This is a genomic window from Lacinutrix mariniflava, assembly GCF_001418015.1.
GTDB classification, from domain to species: domain Bacteria; phylum Bacteroidota; class Bacteroidia; order Flavobacteriales; family Flavobacteriaceae; genus Lacinutrix; species Lacinutrix mariniflava.
Window position 1 is genome coordinate 79,261 of the sequence record NZ_LIQG01000030.1, and the last position, 26,486, is coordinate 105,746.

The following is a 26,486-nucleotide window of genomic DNA, read 5'->3' on the forward strand; positions in this document are numbered from 1 at the left end:
ATAAATGTCAAAAATAGAAAACCACAAGTTTACAATAGAAGAAGCCTTTAACGATTGTTTTTATATAGTACCAGATTACCAGCGTGAGTATATTTGGAGCGATAAAGAAGTAAACAAACTACTAGACGATTTAAACAACGAAATAGAAAATGATGCTTCTAGCGAGTATTTTATTGGTACTATTTTAGTATCGCCTACCCATCAAAAAAAACAATACGATGTTATAGATGGGCAACAACGTTTAACCACATTTTTTTTAATGTTGTGCGCATTAAAAGCATTGTTTAAAGGGCAACCTCAAGAAGCCATTTTAAGTAATCTTATTTCTACAAGTTATACAGACAGTAATGGCGAAATTAGCACAAGCCTAAAATTAAACCCAAAATACGAAAATGCCGAAGAGGTTATACATGCTATTATAAAATCGGGTAATGCACCAGAAACTATAAAAGCCTTATTAAATGCAGCTGGTGTTTCGCAATTTGGAGCCTTAGAAAATATTATATATGCCTACACTACCATTTATCAATATTTAAAATTTAATTATCAAGAAACTGGAACGCTAAAAAAATATTGGGGAAACCTGTCTAACAATGTTGTGTTTATTCAAATTTCTACAGATGTAAGTAGTGCTCTAAAAATATTTGAAACCATTAACGAGCGTGGTGTGGGTTTAAACCCAATGGATTTACTTAAAAATCTCTTATTTACCAACGTTAAGTTAAACGAGTTTACCAAGCTTAAAAACGAATGGAAAAAAATAACCAATCCATTAGAGCAAAATAAAGAAAAGCCATTGCGTTTTTTACGTTACTTTTTAATGGCAAATTATAAAATAACAAACCATAGAAGCGATGGTATTGTTCGTGAAGACGAAATTTACGATTGGTTTTCTAAAAAAGAAAATATAGAGGTAAGTAACTACAAAACAGAACCGTTTGTGTTTGTGCGTAAAATTATAAAAACAGTAGATGATTTTTTAAAACTTACCAGAGGTAAAGGTAACGATGGCGAAGATAATGTGTACATGAATAATATTAGAAAGTTAACAGGAGGTGGTTTTAGCTTACATTATGTTATTCTTTTAGCATCTTACAATTTACCTAAAGAACTTTTTGATCACCTACTAAAACAACTAGAAACTTTTTTGTTTTACTTTATAGTTACTAGAACATCTACAAAAGTATTAGAACGTAATTTTTCAGCTTGGGCAGATGAACTAAGGGAAATAGCAAGCCTAACAGATCACGAGCTTCAAAAATTGAAATTAAATGCGTTTATTATTAACCGTTTCCAAAAAAGTACAACAAGCAAACAACCAGAATTAACAGATGCTTTAAAGCGTTATCATTTTTACTCTTTACAACAATATAGAACACGCTATATACTCGCTAAATATACACAACACGTAAATATGGCATATAAAGGCTTAAAAAGTCCAGATAATTTAAACGATTATACCAATTTGGAAATTGAGCATATTTTACCAAATACACCAAACGAAGCATTGTTAACAGATTTTAATGCGCATCCAGATAATAAAGACAGAGAATATGCACAATATAAAGTGAAGTTAGGAAATCTAACACTTTTAGAAAAACCAATTAACATTGTTGCTGGTCGTGAGTTTTTTAATAATAAAAAAGAGCAATATAAAATGAGTAAATACTACTTAACAAGTAGTTTAGATGTTCTGAATAGTGTTGGTGTAAATACTTCAATAACTCGTATTAATGAAAAACTATTACCTTTTGAGAACCAATGGACTGCAAAACAAATTGATGAAAGACAAGAAATGTTACTAGAACTGGCAGCCGATATATGGAAAATAGAAGCGTTGGGAAATTAAAGGTATTACAGTATATAAAACGAAAAACAATGGTATGCCATGTATCGTTGTTATTACATAAAAATTAAAATTTATGAGCCAATTAGCAAATATTTATACTTATTTAATTACAAATCGTAAGCATCTTCGACAATCATGGCGAAGAGACTACGAAGATATTGTAACAAGGGTTCAAAGTTTAAGAACTGAATTGGCTAAAAATATTAGCTATGATTTGAATAGTTTAGAGATTTATAACTCAATAAGCTTTAATAATAAAGAAGATTTGTTTTGGCGTCTGTTTGCTAACAAAAGTAACGGTGTGTCTAGCAATGGTCGTTCAAATTTAAGTGGCAATAGTAGAAGTACAGTTATAAATGATTCAGATTTTTTGACTGCACTTAAAAACTTGATTGTTGACCCAAGTTTCAAAAACCATAATGAATTTGAGTTTGTTTGGAGTGAAAAAATAGGACAAAATAATCCAGTTTTAACTAATCGTGTTACAGCATCTTGCACGCTTGAAGTGAGTAGCACAGTGGATTCTGGAAAATTTAATCAAGTTTTTGATTGGCTTATTAGAAAAAAATTAATTCCACCATATTCAGGTAGCAATACTTGGTATGAAAAAAACAAGTTTGTTGTTTCAGAGTTAAGGAAAGTACTATCTATAGAAAAAGACTATGATGAATTTTGGTGTAATATTTTTTATTGGGAAATGTATGTAAACCTCGCAAATCCTTTTAGTTTAAAAAAGCAGCTGGTTAAATATGGTGCACCAGGTACAGGTAAAACCTATAAAGCAAAAGAAATATCTAAGTTACAATTTGATATATGGAAAGTGGAACATCCTGCAAATACAGAGACTTATGATAGTGTTCATAAAGTAGTGCAATTTCATCCATCATATTCTTATGAAGATTTTATGGAAGGTTTACGACCTGTTTTAGATGTTAATAACCAAGCACAATTACAATTAGTAAATGGTATTTTTAAAACCATGTGTATTTCAGCTGGAAAATGGGAAGTTGAGGTCGCAACTTTAATCAAAGGTAATAAGCTCGAAAAATGGGAACAATTAACTGTTAATGATCTATTGCCTTTTAAAGATTTCTTAACCAAATCATATTGGGATTTTGTATTTAACGTTACTAATAAAAGCACTAAAGTAATAGAAATAATTCCGCCATATTTTATAATTATTGATGAAATAAATAGAGCCGAATTAAGTCGTGTTTTCGGTGAATTAATGTATTGCCTAGAATATAGAGGTGTTAATGGTGCTATTGAAACGCAATACAATCAATTAAATACTGAGGCGACAGGAATGATAGAATTAGGGGGAGCTTATAAGTTTTTTGTTCCTCATAATTTATATATCATAGGCACAATGAACACCGTAGATAGAAGTGTGGAAAGTTTCGATTTTGCGTTACGTCGTCGTTTTAGATGGCAAGAAGTAAAACCAAGTATTGGATTGTTGACATATCATTTACAAGCAAAGAATCCTGCTTGGGTTGGTTTAGCTGAAAACCTGAGAAAGCTTAACGAAGCTATTAGAAAAGAACCTTTATTGGGTAAGGATTACTGCATTGGTCATGCCTACTTAATGGATTTAGGTTTTGCATCCAATACGACCTATAAAGAAGTTAAAAAGTTAGTTTGGGAAGATAGTATTTTATCATTATTAGAAGAATATGTAAGAGGAACAGGAAGAGAAAATGAAATCATTGAAACGTTTGCTAAAAGCTTTGGTGTATAATTGATGGAAAACTGGCTCTCAAATATAATTAAAGAAGGAACTTTAGTTGATAATCAACAGTACTTTGTAAGTGATGGTTTATTGACATCGACTAATGCCAATCTTCAAATAAGATTAAAAGCCAAAGCAAAAAGAGAGCACACAAAAGTTTGGAATGATAATGAAAGTGTTTGGTGGTTTTTATTAGAGAACACAAAGGCTGTAAATACACAACTTTCCAATAGTAAAGATTCAAATATCACGCTGTTTAATGAAAAGGAATATGAGCATAATAGCGACGATGATTTTTTTAAGGTATCAGGATATAATGCTTATAATTTTTCAGCACAATCTGGCAACATCATTGGTTATTTAAAAAAGGATAATTACGCATTAAAAATAAGTTCTCGTTTTGGAGATCAATTTTTAAAATATATTATAGCAGATGCTGATGGTTTTTTAGAAATTGAAAATTATGGAGGTCAAGAAAACAATGAAGGCTTTGAGTGGTTGTTAATTTATCTTTGGAAAATAAAGTTAAAAAAAGCATTGCGATTGGGTTTGCCAAAACAGTATGTTTCAAAAACAAGAACGCTAAATAAAGTAAAAGGAAATGTTCATGCTTTAGATTATTTTTTAACAAAAGAACAAGCAAAATATAAGTGCACTTATAGAGAACACAGTTACAACAATCCTACAGTTAGATTAATAGCATCTGTTTTTGAGTTGTTAAAAGGGAATTCTTTTGTACGTGATATGCATCAAATTAGAAGTTCTTTTTTAATCTCTATAGGAGGTGTTAAGACTAATCGACGAGAATTATTAGCCACAAAAAACGAAACCAATCCATTTTATCAAGAATATAATGAAGTTATTGAGCTTTCTAAACGTATTATAAAAAACGATGTTGCAACTTTTGGTGAGTTGTCAGAGACTAGTGCTTTCTTTTTTGATGTTTCTATGCTTTTTGAATATTTTATTAAAAAACTATTAATAAGGAACGGTTTTAAAATGCTTTCAAAATTCAATAGCGCTTTAACTATCGAAACAGGAACGTATCAAAGAAAGCTGCAACCAGATCTGTTATTTGAAGATGAAAAAGGTTTTTATGTTTTTGATGTAAAATATAAAGCATTTGATAAAAGATATGGAGTAAAAAGAGAAGACCTTTTTCAATTGCATACTTATATTGGTCAATATGGCAATGATAACAAAATTAAAGGTTGTGGCTTTATATATCCATCAAGAGAAAAAGAAAATAAAATTATTACGAGAACAATAAATATGATGGGAGTAAATATCTCTTTTTATATTTGTTTATTGGCAATTCCAGACGAAAAAGATGGAATTCAATTTAATAAATTGTTTAAATCTAAGTGTGAACAATTTGTGTTTTCATTAAAGGAAAAACTGAATACAAAATAATTATGGCAGAATATAAAAACGTAGAAAAACCATTTTTAGAAAAACTAAAAGACCTCAATTGGAAAGTAATAGATCAAGGTGCTTTTGGTATTCCGCAAGATCCTGCCAAAAGTTTACGTACTAGTTTTAAAGAAGTGACTTTAAAAAAAGAGTTTGTAAAAGCTGTGAAAAAAATAAATGTAGTTGATGGTGTAGAATGGTTAACTCAAAAGCAATTAGAAGATTTATACAGCGAAACCATTGCAACGGAAAAAACAAATCTATCACTTTTAGAAGCCAACAAACAAGTCTTCGAAAAACTAATAGGCGTTACCAAAACCACAGTAGCTAAAAACGAAACTACAGGTGAAGAAAACCCACTAGTAAAACTAATAGATTTTAAAAATTGGGATAATAATGATTTTGTAGCCATTAATCAATTTAGAGTTGTAACACCTGGAGGGCCAAGAGAAGGTATTATTCCAGATATTGTTTTGTTTGTAAATGGTTTGCCTTTTTCAGTTGTAGAGTGTAAAGATGTAGATGTAGCTGATCCTATTTCTAGTGCTGTGGAGCAAATTATGCGTTATGCCAATACACGTGGAGACGATTTTGGTTTTACAGATGGAGAAGAACGTTTGTTTCATTATAATCTGTTTAGCATTGCTACGCATGGAGAAGAAGCACGAGTTGGTTCTATTACAGGGGATTTTGAGTATTACTTAAACTGGAAAGACATATTTCCAGAGGTGTATAGAAATATTAGTCTAGAAAATTACGCAGCAGAAGAAACTGCTAGATATCAAAATAATGGTTTACATAACGATCCTCGTGTTCGTCAAGAGGTATTGATAAAAGGGATTTTAAACAAAGAAATTTTATTAGATATATTACAACACTTCACTTTATTTATGGAAATAAAAGAAGGTGTAGAAGTTAAAATAGTTTGTCGCTATCAGCAATACAGAGCAGCAGGGAAAATAATAGACAGATTACGAAATGAAACCACAGGTAAAACGCGTTCTGGTGTGGTGTGGCATACACAAGGTTCTGGGAAGTCTTTAACCATGGTGTTTTTCGTTCGTAAGTTACGCTCGCAAAATGACCTTAAAGATTATAAGGTTATCATGATGGTAGATCGTAAAGATTTGGAAAAACAATTGTCTGCCACTGCACGTTTAACCAATGAGTTTAAAGAAGCTAATATCGTGAGTTCGCGTAAAGAGCTTCTACCAAAGTTAAGTGGTAATGCTTCAAACTTAAACATGGTAATGGTGCACAAGTTTGTACAGGAAGAATTAAAGCATTCTAAGGCGTTAATGAAAGCTTTTGTAGAAGAAGGCAAGGTACCAGAATTTAAGCCATTTGATGTGGTTAATACATCTGATAGAATTGTAATACTAATAGATGAAGCGCATAGAACCCAAGGTGGTGATATGGGAGATAATTTGTTTACTGCATTTCCACAAGCGACTAAAATAGCGTTTACAGGAACACCTTTATTAACAGACAGACACAAACAGAAAACACATGAGCGTTTTGGTGGTACTGGAGAGTTTATTGATACGTATAAAATTAGAGAAGCCGTAGATGATAGAGCAACTTTAGATATTATCTATATTGGTAAAACGACTAACGATAAAATTAAATCTAAAGAAGCTTTTGATTCAGAGTTTGAAGATGTCTTTAAAAAACAAAATAAAGAGGAAAAAGAAGAAATCCAAAAGCGTTACGGTACCATGCAAGCCTATTTGGAAAACATGGATCGCTTGCGAAAAATTGCTAAGAATTTAGTAAAACATTATGTAGACGATATTTTACCTAATGGCTTTAAAGCAATGGTTGTTGGGAGTTCTATAGTGGCTGCAGCGCGTTATCAATTTTTAATTGATGAAGCATTAAGAGAGCGTATTGAATTAGAGAAAGGGAAAGCAGAACCAGATACCGATTTAATTAAAAAAATCGACTTTATAAAAATTGGGACTATAGTTACCAAACAAGATAATAATGAACAAGGATATATTAGTGCAGCAAGAAAAAATGCAAGAGAAATAAAGGCGGTTGATAATTTTAAAAAAGACTTTGATTACAGTACAGACGAAGAAGGTAATTATTTAAAACCAGAAACTGGTGTTGCTTTTTTATGTGTATGTGATAAACTGTTAACAGGTTTTGATGCACCAATTGCACAAGTAATGTATTTAGATAAAAGTATTAGAGAACATGATTTATTACAAGCTATTGCGAGGGTAAACCGAACTAGGAAAGATAAATCTCATGGTATTTTGGTTGATTATTTTGGAGTATCGAATCACTTAAAAGATGCCTTGAATATTTGGGGAGCAGAAGATGAAGAAGATATTAAAGAATTACTAGCCTATTTTAGAGATATTAATAAAGAAATTCCTGTTTTAGAAGCAAGATACAATCGTATGATTCAATTGTTTACAGATAGAGGAATTACGGATTTTGAAAAGTTTGCAGAGCAACGAATGACTAATAAAGATGTAGAATTTCAATTAGCGGAGGATTGTATAACATTAGCAGAATCGATTCCTTTTAGAGCACAATTTGACACCTATATAAAAGCGTTTTTTGATAGTTTAGATTTGTTATTTAATTCAGAAGCTGCAAGAAAATATTACATTCCTGCAAAGCGTTTTGGGTATTTGTTAGTTCGAATTAAAAATCGTTATAAAGATCCTAGTATGGATTTAAAATGGGCAAAACCTAAAGTGCGTAAAATGATTGACGCACATTTAGAAACCTTAGGCATTGATAGTCGTGTGGCACCAATAAGTTTATTGTCTAAAGATTTTGCTAAAGAAGTAGGTAAATTGGGTAAAAACTCAAAATCTAAAGCGTCAGAAATGGAACATGCGATAAGACGACATATAAAGGTGAACTTGAATAAGGATCCTGCTTTATACAAACGTTTTCTAAAACGTATGGAAGAAATTATTGAACGTTACCAAGGGAATTGGGATGCAATTGTTGAAGAGTTTGAGAAAGTAAGAGAAGATTTAGCTAAAGGTAGAAAAGGTGAAAATGAAGAGGAGGGATTAGACGAACAAGAATTGCCATTTTATGATTTTGTTATTTTTAGTGCTTTTAAAGATGAGGCTATAACTGATGAGGAAAAAGAAGCATTAAAAAAACTAACCATTGAATTAGTAAAAGTCTTGCAAGACGCTATAAATAAACCTAATTTTTGGAAAGGCAGAGCAGCAGAAATACGTAAATTGCAAGGAGAAATAGATGATATACTTGATTTTTCAGGTATCGAAAAAGTAGCTAAGCTACATTCTAAATTAAGTGTAGAATTAATGAATTTAGCCAAACGTAGACATCAAGAATTGACAAAGTAGAATGATAGTTTCAGGAATAGATATAACGATTCAAAAAAGTGAACGTAAAACGGTCAGCATTTTTGTAGAACGAAATGGTTCTGTATCTGCACGTGTTCCAATAAATCTCAATGATGAGGATATTAAAGAGATTCTAAAAGCTAAAGAATACCAAATTTTTAAAAACTTATCGGAATGGGAACTCTTAAATGCAAACGCTGTAGATAGAGAATATGTAAACGGCCAATCATTTTTGTATTTAGGTCGAAACTATCGATTAAAACTAGTAGATGATAATCTTGAAGGTGTACATTTTATAAAAAATACTTTCATACTAAATAAAGCCGATAGGCATAAGGCTAAAGCATTATTCGTTCAATTTTATAAAGACAAATTAAATAGTAAAATCTATTCAATAATAGAAAGGTATAAAACGCAATTAGGGGTTGAGCCTAATGGGATTAAAGTTATGGAATTACAAAACCGTTGGGCTTCTTGTACTTCGAGTGGTAACGTTAATTTTCATTGGAAATGCGCAATGGCTCCAATAGATGTTTTACATTATATTGTAGTACATGAGTTAGCGCATTTAATATATAATAATCACTCTCAAGCCTTCTGGAATGAAGTAGATAAAATATTACCCAACTATAGTGAGCAAATTAATTGGCTAAAGATTAATGGTGCAGGTATGGACTTGTAAAATATAAAAGACATTTTTTTTGTTTTACCAACCTTCCATTGTTCTATAACTCATTTTAGATTCTTTTTCTCCTTTTCTAAGACTTCCATGTTTGGATTTTATATAATTTTTATAAAATAATCTGAAATTTTTAAGGTTACCATCCCATCCAGTACTTTTTGAGATTTCAAATTCATTATTTATGTCTGTTTTGTGTTCTGGAAAATGGTAATATTTAAAAAAATCATCACTTACTAATTTTAGTATTTTGTCGTCCTTTTTGTTTAATAGCCTATAATTATGCCAATTAATAGCGAGTTTATCTAAGTCTCTAAAATTTCCATATAAAGGACTTCCTAACTGATTTAACCACGTTTTTAGATCTTCTGGGTATTCATTGTGACTTTGGAAACTCATTTTGTCCCAAGATTTTTTGAAGTCTTCCCAAATAAAAAAATTTGCTTCCTCGAAAGTTGGCATTTTTACAGCAAATTGACAAATGCGATCAAAAAACTTATGTGTTAAGTAGGTTTCATTGTCTCGTAAAGCAGTAATGTCTTTTGTAGATGTAAAAGCAATACGGATATTGAATTTTTTCTCTTTAAAGCCAAATCTACCACCATCTCCAGTTGATATGCCATTAAATAGCAGTCCTTGACTCTCTTTGTTCAGTTCTTCTATATCTGAAATAACTAATAAACCATTATCAGAGTCTTCAAATAAATTAGTCCAGTCTTCTTCATTGTATTTATTAGTGTTAAAAGCAGAGATAAATAAGATATTATCTAAATTTTTAATGTCTTTTTCATAAATCCTTTGGATTTCCTTTAGCCAATGTGCTTTTCCTGTACCTCTTGAGCCTAATATTAAAATTGAAAATCTTCCTGGATTGATTAGGTAGGAATTTAGTTTAATAATAGCGGCCTTTCGTTTTTCACCTTCTTTACTTATTAATGTTTTTATTTTGTTAGATATCACGTGTTTATTTGTTTTTTATCGCGTATAAGTTTTCAATATACATCTATTTGGTTTATTTGTAGTCAATAATATTAATAATCAAAACAATAAAAAATTATGAGTAAATCAAAATCAATGTCAAAAGCAGCAGCTTCAAGAATTCAAAGTACAACAGCTAAAGCTTCAGGTGCTGGAGGGGTGCCAAAAGGAAGTTTCGCAACAAGAGCTCAAAGTACAGCTGCTAAAAGTTCTAAGTAGTAAATATTAGTAACACCTCGTCTTTATAATTAGAGACGAGGTTAAATTTAAAACTTAAACAAAATGAAAAATATATTAAACGATAAAATAAGTTCACATTTTAAAAAACGATTAAACCAGCGACAAATAGAAAAGTCTTTAATTCGTTTATGCCTAATGAAAGGAGTCGTAAAGTTAATGGGAGGTAATAAAGTAGAGCATACATTAAGTTTAGAAGGTATTGTAAAAGCAATAGAACAAGGTTATATTTCTGTTGGAGACTGTATTGGTATTACGAAATTGACAGTTGTTGCTAAAGAAAATCGGTTGATAACAGTTTATGCTAGATTTGGAGATACAGGAATAACTCATTAGAATAATATTAAATAAGAGATATATAAGCTAGTTATTTTTGTTTTAGTAGAAAATTACTACAAATTGCACTATTTTGAAACTTTTTAAATCCACCACCATTTAAATGCACATATTAAAAATAATACATGGCTATCCACCACACTATAACGCTGGTTCGGAAGTTTATAGTCAATCTATATGCAACCAATTATCAAAAACACATAAAGTTTCCGTTTTTACAAGAGAGGAAAACCCATACGCTAAAGATTTTGAAATTCGTCACGAAAAAGCAAACCCAAATTTAGACTTATATTTCGTAAACAATCCTAACGGAAAGGATGGATACAAGCATAAAACTATCGATGATAACTTTAAACAACTAGTTCAAGATTTAAAACCTGATGTTGCACATATTGGTCATTTAAATCATTTGTCTACAGGAATTATAGATGTCTTAAACGTATTAGAAATTCCTGTAATTTTTACATTACACGATTTTTGGTTAATGTGTCCTAGAGGGCAATTTTTAACTAGAAGTATTGGTAAAACGGATAATAACCAGCTGTGTTCCGGTCAAGAAGATAAAAAGTGTGCAACGAATTGTTATCAAGTCTATTTTAGTGGAAAAGAAGATGAGGAGCAACAGGATATTGATAATTGGAGTAACTGGGTAAACAGACGAATGCAAGAGACCAAATCGATAATTGATAAAGTAGATTTGTTTATTGCGCCCTCCAAATATCTTCAGGAACGTTTTGTGGATGATTTTAATATCCCTGAATCTAAAATCACTTATTTAGATTATGGTTTTCCTACGCATTATTTAACACAAACAGAAAAAGCTAAAACAAAAGAGGTATTTACTTTTGGTTATATCGGGACTCATATTCCTGCAAAGGGGATTAACCAATTAATAGAAGCTTTTAAACAAGTAAAAAAACCAGCAGTTCTAAAGATCTTTGGTCGCGAAAAAGGACAGAGTACGGCAGCTTTAAAAGTGTTAGCAGCAACTTGTAATAATAAAGTGGAATTTTTAGGAGAATACATAAATCATAATTTGGCTAACGATGTTTTTGCACACGTTGACAGTATAGTAGTGCCTTCTATTTGGGGAGAAAACTCACCTTTAGTAATTCACGAAGCGCAAGCATGTAAAGTGCCGGTAATTACTGCAGATTTTGGAGGAATGAAAGAGTATGTAAAGCATCAAGTAAATGGTTTGCTATTTAAACATAGAGATGTAGACGCGTTAGCAGGTCAATTAAATTTTGCGGTATCAAATCCCGAGAAAATGAAAGCTTATGGAGAAAAAGGTTATTTGTTTTCAGAAGATGGAAGTGTGCCTGAAATAAAAGCACATTGTGAAGAATTACTGAATATTTATGAATATTACAGTACTCCAAATAAGTTTTGGCGTGTCACTATAGATACCAACCCAGAAGACTGCAATCTAAAGTGTATTATGTGCGAAGAGCACAGTCCATATAGTAACTTTATAGATACGCTATACAAGGAAACAGGTGTCAAGCGTAGGCGTATGGATTTTGCTACAGTTACACAGATTTTTGAACAAGCTTCCGCTTTAGGTGTAAAAGAAATTATACCATCTACAATGGGAGAGCCATTATTATATAAACAGTTTGACGAGATTTTCGATTTAGCAAAACAGCATGATATTAAAATTAATTTAACTACAAACGGAACATTTCCTAAAAAGAGTGTTTTAGATTGGGCTAAATTAATTGTTCCAAATACTTCTGATGTTAAAATAAGTTGGAATGGTGCCACAGCAGAAACTTCTAAAGAAGTGATGCATGGCTTAGATTTCGAAAAGGCAATTGCTAATGTAAAAGAGTTCATAGCTTATAGGGATGAATACTTAATAACGAATGGTTATTTCTGTCGTGTTACGTTACAATTAACATTCATGCAGAATAACATGCATGAGTTGGTTGATATTATAAAGCTAGCAGCTTCTTTAGGTGTGGATCGTGTTAAAGGGCATCAGTTATGGGATCACTTTGATGAAATTAAGAAGTTGTCCATGAAAGCAACACCAGAAAGTGTATCGCAATGGAATACTTATGTTTTAGAGGCGCATAAAGCAGCCGAAGAATTTAGAAAACCAAACGGAGAAAAAGTATTGTTGGAAAATATTATCTCTATTGAAGATAATGAAATTTCAGAAGTGCCTGGGGATTATGAATGTCCCTTTTTAGAACAAGAATTATGGATATCTGCAACAGGTAAAATATCACCTTGCTGTGCTCCAGATAATTTAAGGCAGTCTTTAGGGGATTTTGGAAATATAAAAACATCATCTGTTCAGGAGGTCTTGAAAAGTGAACGTTATTTAGATTTAGTAAGTAATTATAAAACTAAAGACGTTTGTAAAACTTGTGTAATGCGTAAACCTTTATGAGAAACTTTAGAGATAGTGCTAAGTTTAATTTAAAACTAAAAAAAGCAATAATTTATAGAGCTTCTGTTTTTGATTTATTAGACAATAATAAACTCTTAGAAGGTAAAAAGATAAAAACAATAATAGATTTAAGAGCCGATAGAGAGATAGAAGCGATTTCTTATTCTGAAGACTTATTGAGTAAGGTCAATTATGTTAAAGCGCAATTTGATCCTTGGAATCAACCAGAATGGTTTAAAGAAAAGCATAATGTAGGCTCAAATCATGAGATAGCATATCGTTTTTTTGCTATGGGCTGTAAAAATGCAGTTAAGAAAACATTTGAAACTATTTTAGAACACAAGTCAGGAACAATAGCAATTCACTGTCATGCAGGGAAAGATAGAACAGGAATTGTATTTTCTATGTTGCACCTTTTGTTAGGATCATCTATAGAAAACTTATATACGGACTATTTAGCTAGTGAGATGGATGTTTCTAAAGAAAAGCTAAACATAGCACTTGATATTATTGAAAAAGAAGGAGGTATTGAGGCTTATTTATTGACTTGCGGATTAACTGAAAATCAAATAATAAATATAAAACAGAAACTGTTAAATGAGTAATAGAGACTTTTTAAAATCCTTTTTCACAGAACATTGGAAGTATATGACTGTTAGCGCAGCTTGTAAGTTAAATTTATTCGATGTTTTAGTTTCTGGAGGAAAAACATCTTTAGAGATTTCAGAATGTTTATCTATAAAAAAACAAAATGGTGAGTTGTTGTTGAATGGGTTGGTTAGTATTGATTTTTTGGATAAAGTAAAGAGTAAGTATGAATTGAACAATTTATCTAAATTGTTAACTGACAATCATCCTGAAACTTTAAAGTACACATGTCTTAACTGGTCTGGAGAGCATTTAGATGCTTGGAGTGATTTAGAAGAATCTATAAAAACAGGAAATAGTTTTTTTGAAAATAAATATAAAATTAGCTATTTCGATTTTTTGAATGAAAATGAAGAAAAACTAGATCATTATCATAAAGCAATGTTCGCTTATGCTAAAGATGATTATAAAGATATTGCAGATGTAATTGATTTTAGTATTCATAAAAGTGTAATGGATGTAGGAGGAGGATATGGAGCTGCAATATCCAACGTTAAAGAAAGGTTTTCGGAATTGGATTGCTACCTATTGGATTTAGAGTTAGTTATTGATAGATCTAATTTACTTAATGACGTTAAGCTTCTTAAGGGTGATTTTTTTAAAGAAATACCAAAAGTATCAGATGCTATAATATTATCTAGAATTCTACATGATTGGAACGAGGAAAAATCTACTCAAATTTTAAATAATTTATATCAAGCATTGCCAGAACACGGAACCTTATATATTATTGAGAACTGTTCAGATAAAATAGATGTAGATCTCTCATTGTTATCTTTAAATATGTTGGTTATGTGTGACAGTTTTGAGCGATCTTCTTATGAATATATAGCGTTAGCAAATGAATCTCAATTTAAGTTTATAGAGGCTAAAAAACTAAATGAATTACAAACGATATTAATATTTAAGAAGTAATGAATTGGAGAGATATAAAAGTTTCAAAAAAAAGTAATTTATTTACTTATAAAGATGAACCTGTTTTTGGTAAAGTATATAATGAAGTATTGAAATTTCATAGTCCAGGAATAGCTCCTGTAAAGGACGACTCAGGTTGGTGCCATATAGATGTCAATGGAAATGAAGTTTATAAACAACGTTATGATAGAGCGTTTGGTTATTATTTTAATAGAGCCAGTGTCATTCAAAATAAGAATTGGTTTCATATAAACGAAAAAGGGGAGCGGTTATATGATGTAAATTACGCTTGGACAGGAAATTATCAAGAAAATGTCTGTTCTGTTAGAGATTTTAATAATCAATATTTCCATATTGATTTAAATGGTAACCCTATCTATAATACAAAATATAAGTTTGTAGGCGATTTTAAAGATGGTTATGCATGTGCTCGGTTAGTTGATGGTTTATATAAACACATCAATTTTAAAGGTGAATTTTTAAACGATAAAACGTTTTTAGATTTAGGAATTTTTCATAAAAATTATGCGATAGCAAAAGATGAAAATGGTTGGTATCATATTGATAAAGAAGGAAATGAACTTTATAAAGAAAGATATGTTATGATTGAACCATTTTATAATGGATTTGCTGTGGTAGATACTTATGGAAATATTAAACAAATAATAAACGAAGAAGGAGTTGTTGTATTGAAAGTATAAAAGCTAATTAAAGCTTCAAATAAACAACACCTCTAGTTTCTACATCATAAAAAGGAGATCTACCATATTGATCCTGTTGCATGTTGTTGATTGGTAAATATCTATTCGTAAGTAGTAATTTTAAATCGTCGAGATCACCTTTAGTTGCTGGTTTATTTTTATTTGAGGTTATCAAAGATTTTAAGCCATCTGCGATTAAAGCACCTGCAGCGGCATTACCAACTCCAGATGTACTCATAGATTCTATTTTGTTTGTTTCAACAGGAGGGGAGTCTAATGTTGTTGAAATAGCACTGTTGGTTTGTGTTGTTGGTGTGTTGGTTATTGTTTTTCGAGCATGATATGCCTTAGAACGGCAAGTATTGCTACAGTATTTCTGCACACGTCGGCGTGTTGGCTCGAATTCAGAATAGCAATAATTACAAGTATATAATTTCATTAATTTGTATTTTAGCGTAAAACAAACGTTTGTTTTACGCTAAAATACAAATTATTCGATAACATTAAAAACTGTTTTAAGAATCATTTTTCTAGCTTCTTCTTCTGTTACAAGAGGTTTCTTTTTAAAACTTTTATTTGTTTGTTCTTTTTCCTTTTTAAGTTCATTAAAGTAAACAATGGATTTGCTATTTTCAGTTTGAGAATTAGAACTTTTTAAATTTAAAGGAGGTAGTTTTATGTTTTTAGTGATATCTCTAAAATTGGCCTCAATAAGTTGAAAAGTATTAGCTTTATTATGAGGTAAATGATTTTTGTTAGGGTAGAAGTTTCTAACAAATTCTTCTAAATGCTTTTTATGTAATGTAAATTGAATTTGAAACAATCCTTTAGTTGTAGTATCTAAATTGTCTAAAAAATGTAAGTTAGAGTTTAACCAGTTTGTAATGTATAACGAGGATTCCGCTTGTTCAAAATGTTTATCTATTATATAAGAAAATTCATAATCCTTCAAATTATTTTTCTTTTCTAATAACAAGAATATTATTTCTGAAAGAGATTTACCTTTTTTTACATATTTAGTACTATCCTCTGTTTTATCATAATGAAAGGCTCCTTTTTTATAATCTAAAATTGATAATCTATTAAATAGTAAATCCTTATATTTTATCAAATCTGATTCCTTTATAATTTCTAAAATATCAGAATCTAACGGAATAAAAAATAATAAATTATCCCATAGTTTTTCAACTAATCTTAAATGGAGAGTATGTAAATCAGTATTAATCATTTATGTTTTTTAACATTTCAGAGTAATCAGCAGGCAGTTCAGCATCAATATCTCTTAAGTATTTTTCTAAAGCTGTCATACTTGAATGACCAGTAATTAGCATTAATTTACTTTTAGCCTCATATGGAGAAGAGTTTTTAACCATTGCCCTATATAGTTTTGTAATATAGGTGTGCCTAAAGCTATATAAGCCGTAATCAATACCTAGTTCGAATTCTTTTTTTACTCCATTTTTAAATCGTTTTGTATAGAAATCACGTTTGTTATTAAGCTTTGTATCCCAAGTTCCTCCAATTTCGTCTCTTGCAAATAATGAATCTTCTGGATTTAATTTTGTTAAATCAGGTAGTTCTTTCCAAAGTAATTCAGGAATGATTTTAGTTTTTAACGGACTGTTTTTTGCTTTAAACTGAACTGTTCTGTTTGTTATATTAATATCTTTTATTTGAAGTCTACAAACTTCAATAGGACGTAAAAAGTTGAATGAAATAAATTTAATGAATAATAATAGGACTTTGTCATTCTTTTCTAAATATTCAAAAATAGCCTCTTGTTTGTCTTGAGTATATGTTTTATTTCTATTTGGAGTAGATTTTAATACAGGTATTTTTTTTATAAAGTTAGAGTCAATAATTTCATTGTCTTCTAAAACTTGAACGATACTGCTTAATACCGTACGATAATTATTTCTGTTTCTTGCGCTAGTTCTTTCTAAGATACCATTTAAGAAAACAAATGTTATTTTTTTAGTTAACCCATTAATCGTTTTAATTTCTGGATGATTTTTTAAAATCCATTTTAGAAAAAAATGGATTTTGTTATTGTAATCTCTAATAGAAGTAACTCCAACTATTTGTTTTTTATAGTTTAATGCAAAATCAAAAGCTTCTTTTATTGGCATTTTAGGAGCTTCATCTTTTTCTGTTGACTTTTTTTCTAAAACTTCAGGTGTTTCTTTTTTAGTTGCAGAAGTAGCTTTCTTACTAATTATTTTGTTTTCAACTTCAATATTATCTTCAAAAGGAGAATAGCCTTGTTTTAATATTTTTAAAAGTGTCTTTCTATATTGTATTAATATCTCTAGTCGATCTTCTTTATTTTTATAGGTATTAGCATCTCCATAAAAAGGAGTAACTCTTTTCAGTTTACCTGTTTCAGGATGTCTAAATGAAAAATAAACATACCAGCGTTTGGACAAGTCGCCATTGGCGTCGTAGATTTTTGGAGAAGAATAATTCTTTTTAATTTTCAAATCGTATGCATTATCGTATTCACTATCGTATGCAAATGTAACAATCTGTTTAAAATTAAGCATAAAAAAAACGGTTTAGTAAGACTAAACCGCTTATTTACAATGATTTCAATGTTGTAGCGAGAATGGGGCACGATCCCATGACCTCCGAGTTATGAATCCGACGCTCTAACCAGCTGAGCTACCTCGCCATTATTTTGAGAGTGCAAATATAAAAACAAATTCATTGTGAGCAAACATAAAGTGAAATAAAATATTTATTTATTTTTTTTAATAAACTTATTAATTAATGTATATATTGGAGACATAATATTTTTATATAATTATTACATGGACGAAAAAGTTAAATACGAATTAGAATTCCCTATACACGCCTCACCAGCATTACTTTATCAATATATCTCGACGCCTTCTGGTTTGTCTGAATGGTATGCGGATAATGTAAATTCTCGTGGTGAAATTTTTAAATTCATTTGGGACGGTTCAGAAGAGCAAGCTAAGTTACTTACTAAAAAAAGTGGAGAACGTATTAAATTTCGTTGGTTGGAAGATGAAGGAGAGTCTTATTTCTTTGAAATTAGAATTCAAGTAGATGAGATTACTAAAGATGTTTCTATAATGATTACAGATTTTGCAGAAGAAGATGAAGTAGAGGAAGGGAAAATGCTTTGGGAAAATCAGATTTCAGATTTAAAACAAGTATTAGGCTCAGCTTAGTAAATACATATTTTAAACTTATATTTGTGCCGAAGAAATTCGGCACTTTTTTTATGATAAATATTAACGGAAATTTTAGCGACAACAATCAAGTTTTAACACCAGAAAATCGTGGCTATAGCTATGGTGATGCATTATTTGAAACTATTAAAGTTTCTAATGGTAAAATACTATTTCTTGAGGATCATTATTTTAGGTTAATGGCATCTATGCGTATTATGCGTATGGACATTCCAATGACATTTACAATGGATTTTATAGAAGCTGAAATTTTAAAAACTATTGAGAAAAATAATTTATTAAGTGCTTCAGCAAGAGTGAAAATTCAAGTACATAGAAATAGTGGTGGATTATATTTACCTACTAACAAAGAAGTAACGTTTATTATTTCCGCGAAAGCGTTAGATTCAGATTTCTATTTGTTAAATGATGAGGCTTATGAAGTCGATTTGTTTAAAGACTTTTATGTTGCTCCAGGATTGTTATCGACATTAAAGACAAATAATAAGGCTATTAATGTTGTAGGAAGTGTTTACGCTAAAGAAAATGATTTAGACAACTGTTTGTTGTTAAACACGAATAAGAGTGTAGTGGAGGCTTTAAATGGAAATCTATTTCTCGTAAAAGGAGATACTATTAAAACACCACCTTTAGCAGATGGTTGCTTAAAAGGTATTATGAGGCAGCAAATTATTAATGTACTAGAATTATTACCAGATTACACTTTAATAGAAGAGTCTATTTCTCCTTTCGAACTGCAAAAAGCAGATGAGTTATTTGTAACTAACGTTATAAAAGGTATACAACCCATTACAAAATATAGAAAAAAGACATTTGTAAATGAAGTGAGTAAAATGCTACTTCAAAAGATAAATGTAAAAGTGAGATTGGGTTAAGTTTTTATACTATTAAAAAAATGTTTATCTAAATTTAGTTATAACTAGGGTTTTCTGGCGCATTAGACCAAATACTATAATCTCCACCAAGTTCTACCATTTTCTCTTTCCAGAAAAATTGATAATCTTTTTCGATAATAGCTTTTTTGTGGACATTTTTAGTCACAACCCAAGCATTAGATTTTAATTCATTTTCTAATTGGTTGATTTCCCAACCAGAGTAGCCTAAAAAGAATTTAATATCCTTTTCGCTTATTTTGCCATCTAAAATTAGTTTTGAAACTTCACTAAAATCGCCTCCCCAAAAAATACCCAAGGATATTTCTATACTATTAGGTATTAAATCTGGTACTTTATGTATAAAATAAAGATTGTCTTGTTCTACTGGACCGCCATTATATACCTTAAAAGGAGTTTCGATCTCAGGTATTAAGTCGTTTATAGTGAACTCTAAAGGTTTATTAAGTATAAAACCTATAGAACCTTCTTTAGAATGATCTGTTAATAAAACAATTGAGCGATTAAAAGATAAATCGCCTATTATTGATGGTTCTGCGACTAACAAATCTCCTTTTGTTGGTTTCGTTAATATCATATTAAAAGAGAAATTTATAAAATAAATGTAAACTATATTTATTGAATAGACAATATTTTTAATGGTTTATGTTAAAATTATTATAAATAAAATAAAAATTTATTGTTTTAACCTAAAAAAGCCTTCCGTTAGGAAGGCTTTTGTAAGATATAATGTAGTAAAAATTAGTTTACTGCACCAGCTAAATCAGATCCAGCTTTAAATTTCACAACGTTTTTAGCTTTGATTTGGATAGTTTTTCCAGTTTGAGGATTTCTTCCGTCTCTTGCAGCTCTTTTAGAAACTGACCAAGATCCAAATCCTACTAATGAAACTCTGTCACCTTTTTTTAAGGCTCCTTGTACTTCAGTTAACGCACATTCTAAAGCTTTTTTAGAAGCTGCTTTAGTAATTCCTGCGTGTTCTGCCATAGCATCGATTAAATCTGTTTTGTTCATAATGTAAATTTTAATTATTAATAAATAGTTGGTAAACAATATTTTTTGTTATCCTCCTACAAATTTATACGGATTATGCTACTACGCAAGTAATAGCAAGGGAAATACCTGATATTGTTAATAACTTTGAACATTTGTTAATAAAGATGACCGGTTTTATGAGATTTTTAACTTTTATAGCAACCATAAGGCTTTAGAGCATTTTTGAATCACTTTTAAAACTATAACCATTTAAAAGCGATTTTATATCTAAAGTTCTCTTTCCTGGAAGTTTAATATCTAGTATGTTAATGAAACCTCCATCTACCGCAACTTTTACTTCTTTTTTTGTAGAAATAATACTTCCTGGCATATGGTCATGCTCTATAATTTCTTTTTCTACAGTATATATTTTTATATCTAGCGTCTGGTTGTCGTTAAAAAGTTGACACCAAGCTGCAGGATATGGACTTAAACCGCGTATCTTATTATGTATAGTGTTTATATTCTCTGTCCAATCTATTTTACAATTGTCCTTATTTAGTTTATAAGCCGTTCTAGAAATAGCATCTTCTGGTTGCGGTGTGGTTTTTACATCTCCAAGGGCAATGTATTTTACGGTTTTAATAACAAGGTCGCTTCCAAGGTGCATTAACTTATCATGTAAGCTTCCTGCATTCTCGTTAGCATCTATGTTTAAGGCTTCCTGTAAAATCATTTCGCCGGTATCTATCTTTTCATCTATAAAAAAGGTAGAGACACCACTTTTGGTCTCTCCATTAATAATAGCCCAATTAATAGGTGCAGCACCACGATAGTTTGGTAATAGTGATGCATGAAGGTTAAACGTACCATATTCTGGCATTTGCCATACTGCTTTTGGTAACATTCTAAAGGCTACTACAATCTGTAAATTAGCATTTAAGAGTTTTAGCTCTTCTAAAAATTCTTCGCTTTTTAAATTTGTAGGCTGTAAAATATTTAAACCTTTAGTTTCGGCATATTCTTTTACAGCACTTTTGTTTAGTTTTCTACCACGACCAGCAGGTTTATCTGGAGCTGTAATAACACCTACAACGTTAATATTGTTTTCTAATAAGGTATCTAAAATGGTCACCGCAAATTCTGGTGTACCCATAAATACTATTTTTAAATCTCTTTTTTCACTCATTATATATGTGCTAGTTTGTAAGTATTCGTGTTTGTAATACTAATAATATTGTACTCTATTAATTCTTTTAATTGCGCATTAATGTTGTCTTCGGAAAAATTAAGCCTTTCAAAGAGTGCTCTAGAAGAGAGGTCACCATGTTCTAAAACTTTAATAATTTCATTTTTAATATTTGCTATAACAACCTTTTTCTTTGGTTTTTTATTTATACATACCGAACAAATGCCACAGTTTTTAACTTGGGTTTCTTCAAAATAGGAGAGGAGTTGCACGCTTTTACATAGCTCATCATTATTAGAATATTCTACTACAGATAGTACCTGCTTTTCCTTTAATGCGTTTTGTTGTTTAATAACCTTTGCAATTCTATTAATAGTTTTCTCATCTTCGCGAGGTACTAAATAAGTGATTTGCGCATCGGTTTTAGAATGTTTTAATGTAATAATTTCGGACTTTTCTAGGAGTACTAACGCCTCAATTATTTTATCTTCAGTTGTCGATGCTTTTTCTGCCATTAACGTGGTGTTAATTTTAGTTTCTTGCTCGAAAGCACCTCCATAAGTACGTAATATAGATTTTGCTATAATACTTATTTTAGGATGTGTTTCTAAATAGCTAAATAGTGCATTATTACTCACTTTAAAAAGTACTTGAGTACTATTTTTAAACAACTTAGTTAAGGTGATTATACTCGTTCTGTCTAAAATAAGGATTGCATTATATGCTAAGAGTGTATTAAAGCCATAGGTTTTGCAGAATCTATTAAAATTAAAATCGAACGTTTCATCTTGTCCTTCCCCAAAAGGAACTTGAAAGTAGCTGCTTAATTTCCGGTAAACTAATTTAATAAAATCGACTTGTGGTAATACTTTTAAAAACTGATTTCTAACTAGTAATTCGTCGCTTTTATTCTTTAAAATAACAGCAAAAGCTTTGTTTCCATCTCGACCAGCACGGCCAGCTTCTTGGAAATAACTTTCTAAACTTTCGGGTAAATTTAAATGAATAACTGTTTTTACATCTGGTTTATCAATTCCCATTCCAAAAGCATTGGTAGCAACCATAACTTGTTTTTGGTTGTTCATCCAGCTTTCAAGAGCTTTATCTTTTTCGGTATTTGTTAATCCTCCATGGTAGAAAGTAGCTGTAAATCCGTTACTTTCTAAAAAACCAGAAATATCTTGTGTAGCTCTTCTATTACGAACATAAACAATAGAAGGAGCTCTGTTTTTTGTTAATATGGTTTTAAGTCTAAAGAGTTTATCTTCTTCAGTAAACGTCATATAGGCCAAATTTGATCTTGAAAACGATTGCCTAAATACTTTTGGACTAATAAAATCGAGTTGCTTTATAGTGTCGTCTACCACTTCTGGAGTTGCACTTGCTGTTAAAGCAATAACATTTACAGTAGGTTGTAATTCTCTTAATTTAACAATGTTTTTATAACTAGGTCTAAAGTCGTTTCCCCATTGGCTAATGCAATGCGCTTCGTCCACAGCGATTAGGTTTACATTCATTAACCTTATGCGATCTTGTACAATATCTTGTTGCAAGCGCTCGGGAGAGAGATAAAGAAATTTATAATTACCATAAATGCAATTATCAAGTCGTGTGTCTAATTCTTTATAAGAAATACCACTAGTTAAAGCCATTGCTTTAATACCCTTATTTTGTAAGGATTGTACTTGGTCTTTCATTAATGCAACTAATGGCGAAACAACAATACAGATGCCTTCTTTTACTAAAGCGGGTACTTGAAAGCAAACCGATTTACCACCACCTGTTGGTAGTAAAGCAAAGGTGTCTTCACCTTCTAAAACCGAATTGATAATTTCTTCTTGAAGCGGTCTAAATGAGGTGAATTTCCAATAACGTTCTAATATGTTAATAGGATGATTCAATTGGTGTTTTAAATGTTATATTTATAGTGCTTTTACAACGTCTATTATGTAATCTGCTCTAGATTCTATAGACCCAAAAGGGACATCTCTTAAATTGTAACCATATTTAGAATAGCTTTCTAGAAGTTTTTCATGTATCTCTATAGCTTGGTCAAAATTTTCGTAACGTTCACTATCTGTTGTGAAAATCTCTTGCCACGGTGCTAAAATAAAAGTAGAATCGTACTTGTGATTTTCGCAAGCTTCAGTAAAATGTTCTGGATAAGTATCACCTTTAAATTCCATATAGGCAGTAATATCTGGAATGCCTCTGTCTAAAAAAACAAACTCATTATTACTTTCTAATGCATCACTGTGTTGTTTAACTCTGCTATCTAAAAGGAGTTGGCTAAACTGTAAAGGGTCGGTAAGAAATAACTGTTCTATGCCATCTTCCCTTGCTTTTAAAATTATTTGTCTCGAAATCTCTTCAAAACAAGTAAAGCCTCTTTTTGTTAATTCGTTAATTAATGAGGTTTTTCCACTTCCTGGTCCTCCTGTTATGACAATTGTTTTTGTATTCAACTATGGTATGATTTTAGATGTAAAATTCGGAATAAAAAAGGTATAAAAAAAATGCAAGGATAACTTATCTTTGCGAACCATACCTAAAACAAATTAGTTTTATGAGCAAAGAAGAAAATCCAGAAGCATTTTACGCAAAATTAAAAGAACAATTATTAGAGACCACACAATGGCCATCAGAATATTTGTATAAATTTATTGTACTTTCAGATTTGCATAAAATAGCGGAGATTGAAGCTATCTTTAATTTTTCGGGAGCTGTAATAAAAACAAAAGAATCTAGTAATGGTAAATATACTAGCATTTCTATTAATGTTATAATGAAAGATCCAGATGCAATTATTGCAAAATATATAGAAATTGGAGAAAAAGTAGAAGGTGTAATTTCTTTATAATTATTGCGTTATACTTAGAACATTTTTGTATTTTGCGAAAGCATTAGATACTTCAATGCAATACATTAAATCTACACAATTTTGACTTTAATAGACGATATAGAATACAACACAGAGCGTGAACACTTAATTATTCCTGAATATGGAAGACACGTTCAAAAAATGGTAAACTTTGCTATAAGTAGAGAAACCAAAGAAGAGCGTAATAAAGTAGCAAAGGCTATTATTGCCGTAATGGGAAATTTACAGCCGCATTTACGTGATGTGCCAGATTTTCAGCATAAGCTTTGGGATCAATTATTTATCATGGCTAACTTTGGTTTAGATGTAGATTCTCCTTACGAAAAGCCTTTAAAAGAAGTGCTTGAAGAGCGTCCCGAAACTTTAGAATACCCACAAAACTTTCCTAAATATCGTTTCTACGGAAATAATATTAAGACTATGGTTGATGTAGCGGTATCTTGGGAAGAAGGTGATTTAAAAGAAGCTTTGATTTATACAATTGCGAATCACATGAAAAAGTGTTTTTTAAATTGGAATAAAGATACGGTTGAAGATCATGTTATTTTTAATCATTTATTCGAGTTGTCTAATGGGCAAATTGACTTAAAAGATTCTAAAGAAGAATTAACAGATTCTGCTAGTTTATTAAAATCTAGTGCAAAAAAGAAGTACACTAATACTTCTAATAAAAAAGGATACCAAAAGAAAACTAATAACTCAAATCGAGGTAAAAAACGATACTAAATACAAGAAATGGGTACATTTATAATAGAAGGCGGTCACCAACTTAAGGGAGACATTCAACCACAAGGCGCAAAAAACGAAGCATTACAAATATTATGTGCAGTGTTACTAACTCCAGAAGTAGTAACGATCAACAATATTCCTGATATTATTGATATTAATAAACTAATATCACTTTTAAAAAATTTAGGTGTAAAAGTTCAAAAACTTGGAGAAGGCTCTTATTCTTTTCAAGCAGATGAGATAGATTTGGATTATATGCAAACTGCCGATTTTAAAAAAGAAGGTAGTGGATTGCGAGGTTCTATTATGATGGTTGGTCCATTATTAGCTCGTTTTGGCAAAGGTTATATACCAAAACCAGGAGGAGATAAAATTGGTCGTCGTCGTTTAGATACGCACTTCGAAGGTTTTATAAGTCTAGGTGCTAAATTTAGATATAACAGAGAAGACTATTTTTATGGTGTTGAAGCCACTAAATTAGTTGGTACAGATATGCTTTTAGATGAAGCTTCTGTAACAGGAACAGCAAATATTGTAATGGCTGCGGTTTTAGCAGAAGGTACAACAACAATATATAACGCAGCTTGCGAGCCTTACTTACAGCAGTTATGTAAGATGCTAAACAGAATGGGAGCAAAAATCTCTGGTGTTGGCTCTAACTTATTAACTATAGAAGGTGTAGATGCTTTAGGTGGTACGGATCACACAATGCTTCCAGATATGATTGAAATAGGAAGTTGGATTGGTCTTGCGGCCATGACGAAATCTGAATTAACCATTAAAAACGTAAGTTGGGACGATTTAGGACAAATACCTAACGTGTTTGCTAAATTAGGAATCACTCTAGAAAGAAGAGGAGACGATATCTATATTCCTGCTCACAAAGAAGGTTACGAAATACAAAACTATATTGACGGTTCTATTCTTACCATTGCCGATGCGCCTTGGCCAGGGTTTACACCAGACTTATTAAGTATTGTATTGGTAGTTGCTACACAGGCGAAAGGAGAAGTGCTAGTACACCAAAAAATGTTTGAAAGTCGTTTATTCTTTACAGATAAACTAATCGATATGGGTGCAAAAATTATTCTTTGTGATCCACACAGAGCAACAGTAATGGGACACGATTTTAAATCGCAATTAAAAGCAACAACAATGGTGTCTCCAGATATTAGAGCTGGAATTTCATTATTAATTGCTGCATTGTCTGCAAAAGGAACATCTACTATTCATAATATCGAGCAGATAGATCGTGGTTACCAACATATTGTAGAACGTTTACAGAAAATTGGTGCTAAGATTACTCGTGTTGAAGGGAATTAGAATTTAAAAACAATGACTATAAAAAAAGCTTACAGTGAAAAC

At 30.8% G+C, this 26,486-nt stretch carries 24 protein-coding genes, 1 tRNA gene and 1 pseudogene; 16 read left to right on the top strand and 10 right to left on the bottom strand.

All coding sequences use genetic code 11. From position 1 onward, the window contains the following. Positions 1–4: 4 nt before the first annotated feature. The 5 genes and pseudogenes from ASC44_RS15550 to ASC44_RS15570 all read left to right on the top strand — a co-directional run bounded on the left by ASC44_RS15550 (position 5) and on the right by ASC44_RS15570 (position 9,023). Positions 5–1,849, top strand: coding sequence for a DUF262 domain-containing protein (locus ASC44_RS15550; protein WP_055448545.1), 1,845 nt, complete (start codon positions 5–7; stop codon positions 1,847–1,849). A 697-nt stretch (positions 1,850–2,546) separates the two neighbouring features. Continuing rightward, positions 2,547–3,282: pseudogene (locus ASC44_RS18520) on the top strand (McrB family protein); the annotation flags it as partial. Between the two features lie 311 nt (positions 3,283–3,593). Then, positions 3,594–4,994: a 5-methylcytosine restriction system specificity protein McrC gene (locus ASC44_RS15560; protein ID WP_055448547.1), complete on the top strand. Its 1,401-nt coding sequence runs from the start codon at positions 3,594–3,596 to the stop codon at positions 4,992–4,994. Positions 4,995–4,996: 2 nt separating this feature from the next. Continuing rightward, entirely contained in the window at positions 4,997–8,341 is a 3,345-nt protein-coding gene (locus ASC44_RS15565) for a type I restriction endonuclease subunit R (protein ID WP_055448548.1), read from the top strand. 1 nt (position 8,342) lies between these two features. Then, on the top strand, positions 8,343–9,023 hold the full coding sequence (locus ASC44_RS15570; protein ID WP_055448549.1) for a M48 family metallopeptidase: 681 nt from the start codon (positions 8,343–8,345) through the stop codon (positions 9,021–9,023). A 24-nt stretch (positions 9,024–9,047) separates the two neighbouring features. Here ASC44_RS15570 and ASC44_RS15575 read toward each other — a convergent pair whose 3' ends face one another. After that, on the bottom strand, positions 9,048–9,980 hold the full coding sequence (locus ASC44_RS15575; protein WP_055448550.1) for a sigma 54-interacting transcriptional regulator: 933 nt from the start codon (positions 9,978–9,980) through the stop codon (positions 9,048–9,050). A 96-nt stretch (positions 9,981–10,076) separates the two neighbouring features. On the opposite strand from ASC44_RS15575, the gene ASC44_RS18210 reads away from it, so the two are divergent. The 6 genes from ASC44_RS18210 to ASC44_RS15600 all read left to right on the top strand — a co-directional run bounded on the left by ASC44_RS18210 (position 10,077) and on the right by ASC44_RS15600 (position 15,236). Continuing rightward, entirely contained in the window at positions 10,077–10,217 is a 141-nt protein-coding gene (locus ASC44_RS18210) for a hypothetical protein (RefSeq protein WP_169787495.1), read from the top strand. 63 nt (positions 10,218–10,280) lie between these two features. Further along, entirely contained in the window at positions 10,281–10,571 is a 291-nt protein-coding gene (locus ASC44_RS15580; RefSeq protein WP_055448551.1) for a hypothetical protein, read from the top strand. Between the two features lie 103 nt (positions 10,572–10,674). Next, positions 10,675–12,972 (top strand): glycosyltransferase, encoded by a 2,298-nt coding sequence (locus ASC44_RS15585; RefSeq protein ID WP_055448552.1) that lies wholly within the window; start codon positions 10,675–10,677, stop codon positions 12,970–12,972. Beyond that, positions 12,969–13,577 carry a tyrosine-protein phosphatase gene (locus tag ASC44_RS15590; protein WP_055448553.1) on the top strand — a complete coding sequence of 203 codons (609 nt, stop codon included), beginning with the start codon at positions 12,969–12,971 and terminating at the stop codon, positions 13,575–13,577. The genes ASC44_RS15585 and ASC44_RS15590 overlap by 4 nt, the downstream gene beginning before the upstream one ends. Continuing rightward, entirely contained in the window at positions 13,570–14,535 is a 966-nt protein-coding gene (locus tag ASC44_RS15595) for a methyltransferase (protein WP_083476327.1), read from the top strand. Before ASC44_RS15590 ends, ASC44_RS15595 begins: the two co-directional genes overlap by 8 nt. Further along, positions 14,535–15,236 carry a WG repeat-containing protein gene (locus tag ASC44_RS15600; RefSeq protein WP_055448555.1) on the top strand — a complete coding sequence of 234 codons (702 nt, stop codon included), beginning with the start codon at positions 14,535–14,537 and terminating at the stop codon, positions 15,234–15,236. Before ASC44_RS15595 ends, ASC44_RS15600 begins: the two co-directional genes overlap by 1 nt. Before the next feature lie 7 nt (positions 15,237–15,243). Here the strand turns inward: ASC44_RS15600 and ASC44_RS15605 are convergent, their stop codons facing one another. The 4 genes from ASC44_RS15605 to ASC44_RS15620 form a co-directional block, all read right to left on the bottom strand. Then, positions 15,244–15,675, bottom strand: a complete 432-nt coding sequence (locus ASC44_RS15605) for a hypothetical protein (RefSeq protein ID WP_055448556.1) — start codon at positions 15,673–15,675, stop codon at positions 15,244–15,246. A 51-nt stretch (positions 15,676–15,726) separates the two neighbouring features. Beyond that, positions 15,727–16,464, bottom strand: coding sequence for a hypothetical protein (locus ASC44_RS15610; protein ID WP_055448557.1), 738 nt, complete (start codon positions 16,462–16,464; stop codon positions 15,727–15,729). Beyond that, a complete protein-coding gene (locus ASC44_RS15615) occupies positions 16,457–17,779 on the bottom strand; it encodes a tyrosine-type recombinase/integrase (protein ID WP_055448558.1) in 1,323 nt (440 codons plus the stop codon). The genes ASC44_RS15610 and ASC44_RS15615 overlap by 8 nt, the downstream gene beginning before the upstream one ends. Positions 17,780–17,833: 54 nt before the next feature. Beyond that, positions 17,834–17,907: transfer RNA gene (locus ASC44_RS15620), tRNA-Met, on the bottom strand. A gap of 139 nt (positions 17,908–18,046) precedes the next feature. On the opposite strand from ASC44_RS15620, the gene ASC44_RS15625 reads away from it, so the two are divergent. Both ASC44_RS15625 and ASC44_RS15630 read left to right on the top strand, forming a co-directional pair. Next, the gene (locus ASC44_RS15625; RefSeq protein ID WP_055448559.1) at positions 18,047–18,433 is read left to right on the top strand and encodes an START-like domain-containing protein; all 387 of its coding nucleotides are present in this window, start codon (positions 18,047–18,049) and stop codon (positions 18,431–18,433) included. A 53-nt stretch (positions 18,434–18,486) separates the two neighbouring features. Beyond that, a complete protein-coding gene (locus tag ASC44_RS15630) occupies positions 18,487–19,329 on the top strand; it encodes an aminotransferase class IV (protein WP_055448560.1) in 843 nt (280 codons plus the stop codon). Between the two features lie 34 nt (positions 19,330–19,363). On the opposite strand, the gene ASC44_RS15635 is transcribed toward ASC44_RS15630, so the two are convergent. From ASC44_RS15635 to ASC44_RS15655, 5 genes are all read right to left on the bottom strand, one after another. After that, positions 19,364–19,924 carry a YqgE/AlgH family protein gene (locus ASC44_RS15635; protein WP_055448561.1) on the bottom strand — a complete coding sequence of 187 codons (561 nt, stop codon included), beginning with the start codon at positions 19,922–19,924 and terminating at the stop codon, positions 19,364–19,366. Positions 19,925–20,088: 164 nt separating this feature from the next. Then, entirely contained in the window at positions 20,089–20,361 is a 273-nt protein-coding gene (locus tag ASC44_RS15640; RefSeq protein ID WP_055448562.1) for an HU family DNA-binding protein, read from the bottom strand. Positions 20,362–20,554: 193 nt separating this feature from the next. Beyond that, positions 20,555–21,511, bottom strand: a complete 957-nt coding sequence (gene fmt, locus ASC44_RS15645; RefSeq protein ID WP_055448563.1) for a methionyl-tRNA formyltransferase — start codon at positions 21,509–21,511, stop codon at positions 20,555–20,557. Further along, positions 21,511–23,412, bottom strand: a complete 1,902-nt coding sequence (locus ASC44_RS15650; protein WP_055448564.1) for a RecQ family ATP-dependent DNA helicase — start codon at positions 23,410–23,412, stop codon at positions 21,511–21,513. The genes fmt and ASC44_RS15650 overlap by 1 nt, the downstream gene beginning before the upstream one ends. 21 nt (positions 23,413–23,433) lie before the next feature. Next, positions 23,434–23,976, bottom strand: coding sequence for an AAA family ATPase (locus tag ASC44_RS15655; protein WP_055448565.1), 543 nt, complete (start codon positions 23,974–23,976; stop codon positions 23,434–23,436). A 101-nt stretch (positions 23,977–24,077) separates the two neighbouring features. Here ASC44_RS15655 and ASC44_RS15660 point away from each other — a divergent pair, with 101 nt between their 5' ends. From ASC44_RS15660 to murA, 3 genes are all read left to right on the top strand, one after another. Continuing rightward, positions 24,078–24,371: a DUF493 family protein gene (locus ASC44_RS15660; RefSeq protein ID WP_055448566.1), complete on the top strand. Its 294-nt coding sequence runs from the start codon at positions 24,078–24,080 to the stop codon at positions 24,369–24,371. An 81-nt stretch (positions 24,372–24,452) separates the two neighbouring features. After that, positions 24,453–25,118, top strand: coding sequence for a DUF4290 domain-containing protein (locus tag ASC44_RS15665; protein ID WP_055448567.1), 666 nt, complete (start codon positions 24,453–24,455; stop codon positions 25,116–25,118). 9 nt (positions 25,119–25,127) lie between these two features. Continuing rightward, complete coding sequence (gene murA / locus ASC44_RS15670) at positions 25,128–26,444, top strand: UDP-N-acetylglucosamine 1-carboxyvinyltransferase (protein ID WP_055448568.1); 1,317 nt, start codon at positions 25,128–25,130, stop codon at positions 26,442–26,444. Positions 26,445–26,486: the final 42 nt, after the last annotated feature.